We start from the raw sequence: 12,928 nt of genomic DNA on the forward strand, positions 1-12,928 counted from the left end.
CCGTGTCCGTCATCGAACGTCAGGTCCATGGATATCGGCAAGGGCATCAGCTCTTAGCCGCGTCCGCGCAACTTCCAAAGGATGACCAGTCGGTCGTCGATCGGCTGTCGGACGTGGCGGGACCGCTGCGTCCGCGTGAACGTTTCGAATCTTATCTGACGGCCTATCCGCTCCCCGGCGCTCAGCACTTCGTTCTGGCGCGGACATGGCAGGACTTGACGGTTGCCCGGGCCGGATGCGTGCGGACCTTGAGCCTGATCATCCCGATGACAGATTGGGCCGAGGCCGAGGGCATATCTGCCTATCTTGATCTGGTGGGCATAGATCGGCTTCCCGACGACAGTGACGCGACTCAAGTCGTCGTGCGTGCGACGCCGGCAGAGCCGCTTCCACCCGCTACTGGTTTCGGTGGCAGTGAACTGCTGGAGGCGCTCTTCCTCGAAGAGGCGAGACCGGTTGTCGTTCTTGATGCCGTCGATCCCGATCTCATCGCGACGCGCCTGCTGACCGCGCTGTGGCCGTCGCTCCGTCGGCGGTTCGCGGTCTCGACGTTCGCACTGTCACCCCGCAAGGTCGCGGGCCGCGACTTCGATCTAGTGTTCGCGCCGAAGGATGCGCGGGCGAAGTTCGCGGACTGGAACGGCCGCCGAGTGGATGGTCGCTCGGCTCAGGGCGGTCGGCACCCGTGGACCCGGGCGATCGTGTCTCGGGTTTTCGACCAAGTCTATCCGCGGCTACTCTCTGCCACCGAGGTTGAACTGGTTGGCGGAGGCGATCCGGACATCGACAACACAGCCGCGTTTCGCATAGCGATGCTGTGGGACGAACTGGTCGCGAAGCTGCACACCACGCCGACGGCGGCGCTCGGGCTGCTGGACATCGCCAATTCCGGCAAGGTTCGCGACTCTCTCGCCCTTACGGCGATCGAGCCGTCGCTGGCGAGTGCGGCGCATCAGGCTTCCGCGACTTTCCCCGAGGTCGAAGCATGGAGCTTCCTGGGCGCGCTCGCCCGTAAGCTGCAGGGGCGATCGATGCCCATGGGTCGGGCTGCAGTCGCCGAGGCGGTCGAACAGCTCGCCGCGCGTGCGCCGGAAGGCGCCGTCGCGCTACTGTCGCAGGACGATCCGCGGGGTGTGGTCGCCGACCTGCTGCCGAAGATCGCGTCGGGCATCGGAGGCGCGTTCACGGACCGAGCAGCGCGCGCGCTGCTCGAAGCCAATGCCTCGGTACTGGGGCGGCTGCTGGCCCAGGATGGGCCGCTGATCGGGCGTGTTGCCGATGACCCCCCGCTTGTCGATCGCCTTGGACAGGTCCTGCCGCAGCTCGATGCTGCCACGCTCGATGTGATTGGCCGAAGTCTGCTACCGCTGCTGACTGAGGATTGGCAGATCCCCGCCGCAGAGCCGCTGCTCGGCCGGCTTGATGGTCCGCAGTTGGCGATAGAATTGCGTCGCCTTGGGGAGGTCAACAACTTCGGCGCGGCACAGCTCTCCGGTTTAGTTCTGGACAGGGCGCTCTCCGCCTCTTCCGGAGCGGAGGTGCGGTCGGCGCTCGTGTCACTTTCGCCCACTACGAGCCGCGACGCTATGATTGCCCGGACGCTGATCCCCAGCGTCGAGGATGCGCGCTGGCTCGCGGATAGCGATGCGCTTGATCAGGCGGCAGCCACCACGATGTTGCTCGATCTCCTGCGCCAAGCCGATGACCGGCAGTTCGCTGCTATGCTCGTCGACAAGGTAGTGGGGGAGCGCGCGATCGACAGGCTGACGACGCGGGCTCCCGACTTGCGACTCCGCGCCGTGTCCAGCGATGCGCTTCCGATCGCGACGTTCGTCAAGATCTTGCCACGCGTGCTTGACGGGCTGCCTGGCGACACGAAGGTGAAATTGGCCCAACATGCTCTCAGCCGTTGCCTTGGCTGCCGCTTCGGTAATGACGAGGTCGCGTTCCTGGCATCGATGCTCAGCATAGTGGGGGATCAGCTAGACGGCGCATGGGCCGCCCGAATCGGCCTGGCGAAGAACGTTGACGCGGCCATTGCCAGCCGGAACATGGTTGCCTTCAGGAAGGCGACCCAGCCGGCCAGGCTTCGGATGGTCTTGTCGGTCGCGGAGGTAGCTCAGGTCTTGCGGGATCGCCGCAGCTTCGATCTGGACGAGGAGGCGGTGAAGGCCTGCGCGGCCTTCATGTTCGACGCCGAGAAGGCCATCCCCAGCGCTCTTCTCGAGGCCGCCGGCTACCTCTTGCCGACCCTGCTGCGTTCACGCAACCGGCCCGTGTCGCTTATGGTCGCAGCGGTGTTTCCCCCGATCCATCGCGAGTTTGCCAAGGCCGACGACCTGCCCGAATTCTTCAAGTTCATCCCGTTCATGGATTGGGATCGGTGCAAGGCGGTGCGGCATGAGCTCATCGACGCCTTCATGTCGTCGTCGTGGCCGCCCCGCGACCTTGCCCTGACCGCCTGCCGCGCCAACGAGATAGCCAGGATCATCCGTCGGGTGGCCAAGCAGCACGACGGTGAGGCTTACATCAAGCTGATCGCCTCCGATGTTGGCAAGCTGCCGGAAGGCTGCCGGAAGGCCGTCGAGAACGCGATTTCGCAGGTGCGGGCCAATCCTTCGGCGAAGTACGATTGGCGCGATTGAGCACTTCGTCGGCCAACTTAACGTATTGATTTCCTGCGGAAAACGATGACCCTCGGGGCCTGCAACATTGGGCGCCCAGTCTCGGTGTTTTCGACGGGGTTCAGTGTGATTTTCGGAGGTTGGAGGTTCGTCTCGTCGTTTGGCGAACCGTCGCTGTTGGCTTCCAAACTAGACCCTCGCGAGGATGTATGGACAGCAGGCTTGCCTCGCGTCCCCCGATTGAGACCACCCGCGAGTTTTTGCTCTCGAGTTCATCCAGATAATCGGCCCACCATTGCATCATCCTGACGCGCTCTTCCCAGTGCTCTGCCCGGGCGTAGGCGCGCCGAACGTCGTTGTTCTCAATGTGGGCCAGCTGCCGCTCTACGGCGTCCGGGTGCCACTTGCCGCATTCGTTTAGCAGAGTTGATGCCGTTGCTCGAAAGCCGTGCGCGGTAGCTTCTTCTTTGCCATAGCCCATACGGCGAAGGGCGGCGTTAAGCGTGTTGTCGGAAATCGGACGCGAACCCGATCTAACACTAGGAAACAACAGCGATCCACCACCAGAGATTTCTCTAAGTGAGGTCAGGACGCTGACGGCCTGCCTGGAAAGAGGTACGCGGTGCGGCCGTCGCATCTTCATGCGTCCTTCAGGGATGCTCCACACGGAGCTCTCGAAATCGAACTCGTCCCATCCGGCCGCGCGCAGCTCGCCGGGGCGGGGGAACAGCAGGGCCATCAGCTTCAGAGCGGCTCGGGTTGTCGGCTGTCCGTCAAATGCATTAATCGCCCTCAGCAAGCCTCCCAAGGCCTTAGGATCGGTAACCGCGGCACGCGGCGTGACCGTCGGACCGACGAGTGCGCCCCTCAGGGCGATCGTCGGATCTACATCGGCGCGTGCGGTTGCGATTGCATATCGAAACACGCTGCCGATGGTGGAGCGCATTCGCCTTGCCGACTCGTATCGACCGCGAACCTCCACGCTGCGGAGAGCGGCAAGAATTGTGGCCGGATCGATCTCCCGAACGCTTTTGTCCCCAAACGTTGGATAGGCAAAGTCGAGCAGCCATTTGACCTTGGTGATGGTCCGGTCGGCACGTCCCTCCTTCTTCAGCTTGTCGACATAGTCCTCCGCGATTGAGCGAAAGGTGTCCTCCGCCGAAGCCTTTTGCGACTTACGCTCCTGTGCGGGGTCGATGCCACGTAGGAGGAGACGTTTGGCGGTATCGCGCGCCTCGCGTGCCTCAGCGAGGGAGATGAGGGGATAGCTGCCCAACGCCAGAAGCTTCTGCTTGCCGCCAAAACGATAGGCGAGGCGCCATAGGCGAGATCCGGTAGGCTGCACCCAAAGCTGGAGCCCGCCACCGTCAGACAATTTTACGAGCTTAGAAATGGGTCGGGCATTTCGGCATTTTACGTCGGAAAGGGCCATTTTCCGGACCTCCATTTGGCTGCATCGATACCATCAGGATCTCCAATACCAGCGAAAATACCAGCCCCCCGCCTCGTTGGATCAACTGCGCCGAAATTCCACAAAACCCGACCATCCGCGCTTTGCGCGCCGAAATCAGTAAGTATTTCAGCTAGTTGACGAGACAGAAGCGTAGAGGCTTCGGCGAAAGGGAATGTCGGGAGAGGAGGGGATGGTGCCCAGAGGCGGATTCGAACCACCGACACGCGGATTTTCAGTCCGCTGCTCTACCAACTGAGCTATCTGGGCCTGTTCCGGCAAACGAAAACGCGTGAACCGGATTTCATGAAGGCGCCGTGGGGCACCCCTTGAAAGCGCGTGGGTTATAGCACGGGAATTTAGCCTGTCCAGCGCCTAGGTGGCGATTTCCGGCAGGAAAAGCGAGGTTGTGGAAAGGCCGGCCTCCTCAGGCGCTTTCACAACCGCAATGGCGCGCGGGCTGGCCTCCTTCTGCCCTTTGGCCTCTGTCCTAGCGCCGCCATGCCGCGCTGCAACCGCCGGGATCCCTCGTTAGCCGACGGTGGAGATGCCGCGGGGGCAACGAGCTGTCGCCCTACCTGGCGCCGGCCACGCCTTTGCGGAAGTCGGAGGGGGTCATGCCGGCCAGCTTGCGGAAGGACTTGTTGAAGGCGCTGAGCGAGCCGAAACCGGAGTCCATGGCGACGCGCAGCACATTGGCATCCTGATGCATCAGAAGCGCCTGCGCGTAGCTCAGCCGCAAAAGGTTGACATATTCGTTGAGCGTCATGCCGGTCGATTTCTTGAACAGGCTCATGGCGTATTTGGGATGGATATCGGCCGCCGCCGCTATGTTCATGCAATCGATGTCGTAGAGGAAATTCTCGGCGATGAAATCGCACATGCGCCCGACATTGCGCGAGGATTGCTGGTCGAACGCACTGCCGGCTTCCTGCCCGGCCGCCGTCTCTGGCACCAGCCTGTAGGGTTCGAACCGCACCCGCTCCAGCCGCAGCAGAAGCTCGTTGACGGCGTGTTCGGCCTTGGCCGGATCGCCCGAGCGGGCATAGCGGTTCCAGCGGGCGAAATTGTCGTTGTCGGATTGGTCGGTGGCGCTGGTCACCAGCGTCGCGCCCGTCATCAGCCGGTGGCGCACGTCCGCCGGCAGATGCAGCCGGAAGAAATGCACCAGCGGCAGATGCGCGCCGGCATAGATGGCGTCGTCGCTGAGATCGTCCATCTGGTGCGGCAGGCCGCCCCAGAAGAAGCACATCTCGCCGGCCGAAAGTGAGATTTCGTGCTCGTTCATGCGGTAGTGCACGCTGCCGCGCACGATGAAATTCACCTCGACCTGGGCATGCCAGTGCGGCTTGAGCATCACCAGCGGAGCGGTGTGAAACATCTGCAGGAGCAGCGGCAGGCCCTCCACGCTGCTGGCGCCCGGCTGGTAAAACGGCCGTTCCGGCATCTTACTTTCCGCCAATTCCGTATTCCCTTTGTCGGCGACAAGCCTTCCGCGCCGAATAGTGTAGCCACGCTCGCAGAGAGAGCAAATGAAATGGGAGGATTTCAATGCGCATCACACTGACTTGCGCCGCGCTCGCGCTTGCCCTGGGCTCAGCCCCGGCCTTTGCGCAGTCCGGCGAAATCACCATCTGGAGCTGGAATGTCGCCGCTTCGTCGCTGAAGGCGACGGTTGCCGGCTTCAACAAGCTGCATCCCGACATCAAGGTCACGGTTCAGGATCTCGGCAACCAGCCGACCTACGACAAGTCGATCGCCGGCTGTGCGGCCGGCGGCGTCGGTCTGCCCGACATCGTCACCATCGAGAACGGCGAAGCCGAGAATTACTGGAGCCAGTTCCCCGACTGCTTCGTCGACCTGCATACGCTGGGCTACAGTGCCGAGGACCAGAAGAAATTCCCCGATTTCAAACGCACCGAACTTGAGGTCGGCGACAAGGCCTATGCCATGCCGTGGGATTCCGGGCCCGTCGCCGCCTTCTATCGCCGCGACTTCTACGAGAAGGCCGGCGTCGATCCGGCATCGATCAAGACCTGGGACGATTTCATCGCCGCCGGCAAGAAGATCCAGGCGGCCAATCCGGGCGTCTCGATGACCAATGCCGATTTCAACGGCGACAGTGAATTCTTCCGCATGATCTCCAACGAGCAGGGCTGCGCCTATTTCGCCGAGGACGGCCAGTCGATCACGGTCAGCGAACCCAAATGCGTCGACGCCATGACCAAGGTCAAGGAGATGAAGGACGCCGGCATCGTGTCGTCCGCCGACTGGGGCACCAAGATCACCAACAACACGGCGGGCACCGTCGCCACCCAAGTCTATGGCGGCTGGTATGAAGGCACAATCCGCACCGAATCGGCCGGCGAGAACGGCAAATGGGGCGTCTATCTAATGCCGAGCCTAACCGCCGACGGTCCGCGCGCCGCCAATCTCGGCGGCTCGTCGCTGGCCATCACCTCGGCCTCGAAGAACAAGGAAGCGGCCTACGAGTATCTGAAATACACGCTCGGAACCAATGAAGGCCAGATCACCATGCTGAAGGAGTTTGGTCTCGTCCCTTCGCTGGTCTCGGCGCTGAATGATCCTTATGTCAGCCAAGGCCTGCCCTATTGGGGTGGCCAGGCGGTGTGGAAGGATATTCTGGGCACCTTGCCCAAGGTCGTCCCCAGCCGCGGCACGCAGTTCCAGAGCGATGCCGAAATCATCGTCCGCGCGGTGCAGACCAAATATCTGGCCGGCGGCTATCCCGACGCCAAGGCGGCACTCGACGATGCGGCAAAACAGATCGCCGCGGCGACCGGACTGCCGGTCAAGTCATAACCTCCCAGGTATGGGGTCCGGGACGACTCTTGCCGCCCGGACCCTGTCGCCTGCGAGCTTGTCTGAAACACCGGATATGAGGGAGGAGGAGCAGGATGCGCAACCGCAACGCCACGGCCTATCGTTTTCTGGCGCCTTATCTGCTGATCTTCTCCGTCTTCTGGGTGTGGCCGATCATCTCGTCGTTCATGATCTCCTTCCAGGCGACACGCACCGTGCCCTGGCGTTTCGCGCCGGGCTTCAACTGGGGCCGTCTGATCGGCGATCCGGCCTTCTTCAACGCGCTGAAGAACACGTTGCTCATCCTCGTCATCCAGGTGCCGGTGATGATCGCGCTGGCCATGGTGATGGCCGTGCTTTTGAATTCGCCGCTCCTCAAGGCGAGGGGCCTCTATCGCTTCGCCTTCTTCGCCCCGGTGGTGGTCGGTGAGGTCGCCTATTCGGCGGTGTTCCGGCTGATGTTCAGCCTCGATTTCGGCATCATCAACAAGCTCCTGAACAGCATCGGGCTGCCCAAGATCGACTGGTTCTCCAATGTCACGCCGGCCATGGCGCTGATCATGATCGCTGTCACCTGGCGCTGGGCCGGCTACAACGCCATTATCCTTCTGGCCGGCATGCAATCCATCCCCGAGGATGTCTACGAGGCGGCGACGCTCGACCGCGTCAGCAAGCTCAAGCAGTTCTTCCACATCACCTTGCCGCTGTTGAAGCCGGTCATCGTGTTTTGCCTGGTGCTGTCGATCATCGGCACCATGCAATTGTTCACCGAGCCCTTCCTGATCACCGAGCGCGGCGGGCCGGGCGGCGGCACCGAGACGCTCGGCCTGCTGCTCTACCGCCAGGGGTTCCGGTCGCTCAATTTCGGCTATGCCTCGGCCGTCGCCTACACCATGGCGGCGCTGGCGATCGCGATCACGCTGGTGCAGCTGTGGCTGACGAGGGAAAAGCAATGAGTTCGCTCTCCTCCGCCCGCCTGAGGCGCAGCATCGCGCTGCATCTTTTCCTCACACCGCTGGCGCTGATCTGGCTGTTCCCGCTGTGGATGATGGTGGTGTTCTCGACGATGCCCGACAACGGCATCTTCAGCCCCGGCATCGAGCTCTTGCCGCACGGCAATTTCGTCGACAATTTCAACAATCTGCAGCGCGACACCAATTTCGTCGGCGCCATCGGCATCTCCGTCTCGGTGGCGGTGACCTACACCTTCCTGTCGGTGCTGTTGACGTCGATGGCCGGCTGGGCGCTGGCGCGCTACCAGTTCTTCGGCAAAGGCGTGGTCGTCGGCATCATCTTCGGCACCATCACGCTGCCCTATGCGGTGGTGCTGATCCCGCAATTCATCATGGTGGCGCGCGACTTCCAGCTCGCCAACACCTGGGTGGCGCTGATCGTGCCGCCGCTGTTCAATTCACTCGGTGTGCTGTTCATGCGGCAAAGTTTTTCGATGATGCCGGACGACCTCTTCGACGCCGCCCGCGTCGAAGGTGTGAAGGAGTGGCGCATCTTCCTCTTTGTCGCGCTGCCGCTGGCGCGGCCGATGCTGGCCGCACTCGCCATCATCCTGTTCCTCGCCTCCTGGAACAATTATCTCTGGCCGCTTTTGATCAACAGCCAGCCCGGTTCGATGACGGCGCCGGTGGCGCTCGGCACCCTGATCGGCCTCACCAAAGTGTCGTGGGGCGGCATCATGGCAGGGGCCGTGATGCTCACCGTGCCGATGCTGATCGTCTTCGTGCTTCTGCAGCGCCATTTCATCGCCGGCATCGCCGCCGGCGCAGTCAAGTAAGAGGCAGCATGGCAACCGTTACGCTGAGCAATGTGGTCAAGCGCTTCGGCGCCTTCGAAGTCGTCCATGGCGCCAACATCGACATCAAGCACGGTGAGTTCGTCGTCTTCGTCGGCCCGTCCGGCTGCGGCAAGTCGACCCTGCTCAGGATGATCGCCGGGCTCGAGGACATCAGCGGCGGCGAGATTGCCATCGGCGGCAAACTGGTCAACGATGTCGAGCCGGCCGATCGAGGCATCGCCATGGTGTTCCAGTCCTACGCGCTCTATCCGCATATGAGCGTCGAGCAAAATCTCTCCTTCGGGCTGCGCATGACCGGCAACCCCAAGGCCGACACCGACCGGCGGGTGAAGCGCGCGGCCGAGATCCTGCGCATCAGCGAATTGATGGACCGGCGCCCGAGGAAACTCTCCGGCGGCCAGCGTCAGCGCGTCGCCATCGGCCGCGCCATCGTGCGCGAGCCGCAAGTGTTCCTGTTCGACGAGCCGCTCTCCAATCTCGACGCCGAACTGCGCGTCCAGATGCGGGTCGAGATCTCGCGCCTGCACAAGGAGCTCGGCGCCACCATGATCTACGTCACGCACGACCAGACCGAAGCGATGACGCTCGCCGACCGGATCGTCGTGCTGCGCGCCGGCCATATCGAGCAGATCGGCCGACCGCTCGATCTCTATGACGATCCCGACAATCTGTTCGTGGCCGGGTTTGTCGGCTCGCCGAAGATGAACTTCATCAAGGCGCAAATCGTCGGGCAGGATGCGCGTGGCGTCGTGGTCGAGTTGGCGGGCCAGGAGAAGACCCGTATCACCCAGCCATTGGCCGGCGCCGCGCCAGAAGTGGGCAGCAAGGTCATCGTCGGCGTGCGGCCCGAACATTTCGGCAGCGCCGGGGAAGGCGACACCGACCTTGTCGTCGCCATCGACGTGGTCGAGCATCTCGGCGGCACGAGCTTCCTCTACGCCCGAACGGCCCATGGCGAAGACGTGGTGATCCAGCGCGACGCGGCGAAGGTTCCCACAACCTCCGAAGTCACCGTTTCCATCCGCAAATCCTACCTGTTCGACGAAAAAGGGCTGCGGCTGCGCTGACCGGCCGCCCCATTCCAGCCTTCAAGGAGAATGACAATGACCGCAACCACGCCCATTCGCTGGGGCATTCTCGGCCCGGGCAGCATCGCCCAGGCCTTCGCCGGCGGCGTGGCCGCTTCGCGCACCGGAAAACTGGTCGCCATCGGCGCGCGCAATCCGAGCAAGCCGAGCCTCGCCGGGAATTTTCCCGGCGCCCGCATCGTCGACGGCTACGAAGCGTTGCTAGCCGATCCCGACATCGATGCGATCTACATCGCGGTTCCACATCCCGGCCATGCGCAATGGGCGATCCGGGCCGCGGAAGCGGGCAAGCACGTGCTGTGCGAAAAGCCGCTGGCGCTGACCGCCTTCGAGGCCGACGCCATGTTCCATGCCGCGCGCAAGGCCGGCACCTTTCTCGGCGAAGCCTTCATGTACCGGCTGCACCCTCAGACGCTGAAGCTGGTGGAACTGATCAAGTCGGGCGTCATCGGCGAGGTCAGGATGATCAAGTCCAGCTTCGGCTTCGCCATGCCGGGCTTCATGCCGCGGCACCGGCTCTTTGCCAATGATTCTGCCGGCGGCGGCATACTGGACGTCGGCGGCTATACCGTCTCGATGGCGCGGCTGATTGCCGGGGCGGCAGCGGGCCTCCCCTTCGCCGAGCCAGACAAGGTGGTTGGCACCGCTCATCTTGGCCAGTCCGGCGTCGACGAATGGGCCTCGGCGCTGCTGCATTTTCCCGGCGGCATCGTCGCCGAGGTTTCCTGCAGCATCTCGCTGAACCAGGACAATGTGCTGCGTATCCTCGGCACCAAGGGCCGCATCGAAGTGCCGGACTTCTGGTTCGCCGGCGGAAATCGCGATGTCGGCCTCGGCCGGATCGACGTGATCGGCGCCGACGGTTCGCGCGAGACGATCAGCGTCGATGAAAAGCGCCATGTCTATTCCTTCGAGGTCGACGGCGCCGGCGAGGCCATCCTCGCCGGGCGGCAGGAATTCGCCTGGCCGGGCATGGATTGGGCCGACAGTCTCGGCACCTTGCGGGTGCTCGACAGGTGGCGCGCTGCCGTCGGGCTGGAGTACGAGATCGAAAAGGCCCCGCTGCGCACCAGCACCATCTCCGGCAGGCCTTTGCGGTCGGGCGGCACGGCGATCGGCAAGCGCACCATTCCGGGCCTGGTGAAGCCGGCGTCGGTGGTGGCGCTCGGCTTCGAGGATTTCCGCACTTTCTCCTCGGGCTCGATCCTGCTCGATGCCTTCTTCGAGGCCGGCGGCAATCTCTTCGACACCGGTTTTGTCTACGGCGGCGGCTACACCGAGACGCTGCTTGGCCAGTGGTTGCAGAACCGCGGCGTGCGCGAGCAGTCGGTGATCATCGCCAAGGGCGCGCATTCGCCGCTCTGCTATCCCGACGTGATCGGCAAGCAGCTTGCCCAGTCGCTCGACCGCCTGCAGACCGACCATGTCGACATCTATTTCATGCACCGCGACAATCCGGATGTGCCGGTCGGCGAGTTCGTCGATGCCATGGACCGTGAGGTGAAGGCCGGGCGCATCCGTGGCCCGTTCGGCGGCTCGAACTGGACGATGCAGCGCATGGACGAGGCGATTGCCTATGCCGAGCGCGCCGGCAAGCAGAAGCCCGGCGCGCTCTCCAACAATTTTTCGCTGGCCGAGATGCTGGAGCCGATCTGGGCGGGTTGTGTGGCTTCGTCCACCGACGACTGGAAGGCCTGGCTGACATCCAGGCAGATGCCGAATTTCGCCTGGTCGAGCCAGGGCCGTGGCTTCTTCACCGAGCGCGCCGGGCGCGACAGGCGCGACAGCGAGGAACTGGTGCGGGTCTGGTATTCGGAGCGCAATTTCGGCCGCCGCGACCGCGCCATCGAGCTCGCCGCGCGACTGCGCAAGAGCCCGATCCATGTTGCTTTGGCCTATGTGCTCAACCAGCCCTTCCCGTCGGTCCCATTGATCGGGCCGCGCACGCTGGGCGAGTTGGAAGACAGCCTGCGGGCGCTGGACATCGCGCTTTCGCCGGCCGATCTCGAGTGGCTGGACGGCGGCAGCCTGCACGCGGCCTGATAGAACAGGTCGCAAAAAGCGGCGTCAGGTCTCGTCGTCCGACACCCTGACGCCGCGCCTGGCCGGAGTCCGCAGACTGGCATACATGCCGGTGGTGCGGAACTGGCTGGGCGTGGTGCCGTAGAGGCGACGGAATACCTTCGAAAAATAATTCGCATCCTCGAAGCCGCTCAGGATGGCGACTTCCTTCACCGGCAGGAAGTCCGCCTTGGTCAACAGCTTCGCCGCCCGCTGCAGGCGCTGCTGCAGCACGAACTCGGCGGGCGGCAGGCCTTCGCTCTCGGCGAAGCAGCGCGAAAAATGGGCCCGGCTGAGACCACTGATCTGGACGAGGTCCGCCACCGGCAGCGGTTTGTCGAGATTGGCGTTGATATGATCGATGACCGGCTGCATGGCGCTCTGTTTTTCGGCAAAGGCATGCGAGCCGAAGACATCGTCATAGAGCGCCATCGCCGCCTCGTAGGCGATAGCGGACGCGGCACCCGCTGAGGCCGCCCCCTTGATGAGGCGCAGGCTGCAATCGGCAAGATGGTCGATCGTCGCCGGCTTAAGCCGGAACACCGGACCGGAGATGCTGAGGATCGACTTGTGGATGCGCAGCGCCTCCTCGCCGTTCATCGAGATCCAGAAATATTCCCAGCGCTCGTCGCTCGCCAGCCAATAGCGGTGGTTGTGCGGCACCAGCACCAGCAGCGTGTCGTTCTCTTGCAGGCGATAGTTGCGGTTCTCGTAGCGCAGCCGGCCGGTGCCGCTGATCGTGTGCTGGAGCACGGTGAACGGCGTCTGGCCGCGTTTGCGTCCGTCCCAGTCATAGATCTCGTCCTCGCGCACCTCATAGCCGGTGCTTGTCGGCATGGCATGCAGGCGCTGCCGGCCGCGCGGCAGCGAGATCGTGCGCATCGACTGTCCGTTGGCGATCAAATCTCGTAGCACAAAATTACCCTTGAAAGCATAATCCTTCTCTGGTCGCGCTCGTGAATAAGGGCATAATCCCCCTCGAAAAGCGAGAGAGATCCGCAGGCGAGGAGCGGACAGGGAGGTTGGCAGGCCGGAATCCGGCTTGTCCCGTACACCTGCCATGGCATGTGGC

General features: G+C 63.3%; 9 protein-coding genes and 1 tRNA gene. 6 read left to right on the plus strand and 4 right to left on the minus strand.

Going from position 1 to position 12,928, the window contains the following annotated elements:
* Positions 1–2 precede the first annotated feature (2 nt).
* Positions 3–2,645 (plus strand): GAP1-N1 domain-containing protein, encoded by a 2,643-nt coding sequence (locus ACLGL5_RS13360; RefSeq protein WP_069091270.1) that lies wholly within the window; start codon positions 3–5, stop codon positions 2,643–2,645.
* A 100-nt stretch (positions 2,646–2,745) separates the two neighbouring features.
* On the opposite strand, the gene ACLGL5_RS13365 is transcribed toward ACLGL5_RS13360, so the two are convergent.
* The 3 genes from ACLGL5_RS13365 to ACLGL5_RS13375 all read right to left on the minus strand — a co-directional run bounded on the left by ACLGL5_RS13365 (position 2,746) and on the right by ACLGL5_RS13375 (position 5,521).
* On the minus strand, positions 2,746–4,056 hold the full coding sequence (locus tag ACLGL5_RS13365) for a tyrosine-type recombinase/integrase (protein WP_069093304.1): 1,311 nt from the start codon (positions 4,054–4,056) through the stop codon (positions 2,746–2,748).
* A gap of 212 nt (positions 4,057–4,268) precedes the next feature.
* Positions 4,269–4,344: transfer RNA gene (locus tag ACLGL5_RS13370), tRNA-Phe, on the minus strand.
* Positions 4,345–4,648: 304 nt separating this feature from the next.
* Complete coding sequence (locus ACLGL5_RS13375; RefSeq protein WP_064980434.1) at positions 4,649–5,521, minus strand: helix-turn-helix domain-containing protein; 873 nt, start codon at positions 5,519–5,521, stop codon at positions 4,649–4,651.
* 104 nt (positions 5,522–5,625) lie between these two features.
* Between ACLGL5_RS13375 and ACLGL5_RS13380 the strand changes: the two genes are divergently transcribed.
* From ACLGL5_RS13380 to ACLGL5_RS13400, 5 genes are all read left to right on the plus strand, one after another.
* Positions 5,626–6,897: an ABC transporter substrate-binding protein gene (locus ACLGL5_RS13380; protein WP_019860423.1), complete on the plus strand. Its 1,272-nt coding sequence runs from the start codon at positions 5,626–5,628 to the stop codon at positions 6,895–6,897.
* Positions 6,898–6,992: 95 nt separating this feature from the next.
* Entirely contained in the window at positions 6,993–7,853 is an 861-nt protein-coding gene (locus ACLGL5_RS13385) for a carbohydrate ABC transporter permease (RefSeq protein WP_069091271.1), read from the plus strand.
* Positions 7,850–8,686, plus strand: a complete 837-nt coding sequence (locus ACLGL5_RS13390; protein WP_019860421.1) for a carbohydrate ABC transporter permease — start codon at positions 7,850–7,852, stop codon at positions 8,684–8,686. The genes ACLGL5_RS13385 and ACLGL5_RS13390 overlap by 4 nt, the downstream gene beginning before the upstream one ends.
* Positions 8,687–8,694: 8 nt before the next feature.
* The gene (locus ACLGL5_RS13395; RefSeq protein WP_019860420.1) at positions 8,695–9,774 is read left to right on the plus strand and encodes an ABC transporter ATP-binding protein; all 1,080 of its coding nucleotides are present in this window, start codon (positions 8,695–8,697) and stop codon (positions 9,772–9,774) included.
* Positions 9,775–9,810: 36 nt separating this feature from the next.
* The gene (locus ACLGL5_RS13400; RefSeq protein WP_069091272.1) at positions 9,811–11,838 is read left to right on the plus strand and encodes an aldo/keto reductase; all 2,028 of its coding nucleotides are present in this window, start codon (positions 9,811–9,813) and stop codon (positions 11,836–11,838) included.
* Positions 11,839–11,862: 24 nt separating this feature from the next.
* Here ACLGL5_RS13400 and ACLGL5_RS13405 read toward each other — a convergent pair whose 3' ends face one another.
* Positions 11,863–12,918 carry an AraC family transcriptional regulator gene (locus ACLGL5_RS13405; RefSeq protein ID WP_019860418.1) on the minus strand — a complete coding sequence of 352 codons (1,056 nt, stop codon included), beginning with the start codon at positions 12,916–12,918 and terminating at the stop codon, positions 11,863–11,865.
* Between the last annotated feature and the right edge of the window lie 10 nt (positions 12,919–12,928).

It is taken from the genome of Mesorhizobium sp. U510 (assembly GCF_059180695.1).

Coding starts and splice junctions, on each gene's coding strand:
- ACLGL5_RS13365 (WP_069093304.1), bottom strand. CDS start 4,056: ATGGCCCTTTCCGACGTAAAATGCCGAAATGCCCGACCCATTTCTAAG.
- ACLGL5_RS13375 (WP_064980434.1), bottom strand. CDS start 5,521: ATGCCGGAACGGCCGTTTTACCAGCCGGGCGCCAGCAGCGTGGAGGGC.
- ACLGL5_RS13380 (WP_019860423.1), top strand. CDS start 5,626: ATGCGCATCACACTGACTTGCGCCGCGCTCGCGCTTGCCCTGGGCTCA.
- ACLGL5_RS13385 (WP_069091271.1), top strand. CDS start 6,993: ATGCGCAACCGCAACGCCACGGCCTATCGTTTTCTGGCGCCTTATCTG.
- ACLGL5_RS13390 (WP_019860421.1), top strand. CDS start 7,850: ATGAGTTCGCTCTCCTCCGCCCGCCTGAGGCGCAGCATCGCGCTGCAT.
- ACLGL5_RS13395 (WP_019860420.1), top strand. CDS start 8,695: ATGGCAACCGTTACGCTGAGCAATGTGGTCAAGCGCTTCGGCGCCTTC.
- ACLGL5_RS13400 (WP_069091272.1), top strand. CDS start 9,811: ATGACCGCAACCACGCCCATTCGCTGGGGCATTCTCGGCCCGGGCAGC.
- ACLGL5_RS13405 (WP_019860418.1), bottom strand. CDS start 12,918: ATGGCAGGTGTACGGGACAAGCCGGATTCCGGCCTGCCAACCTCCCTG.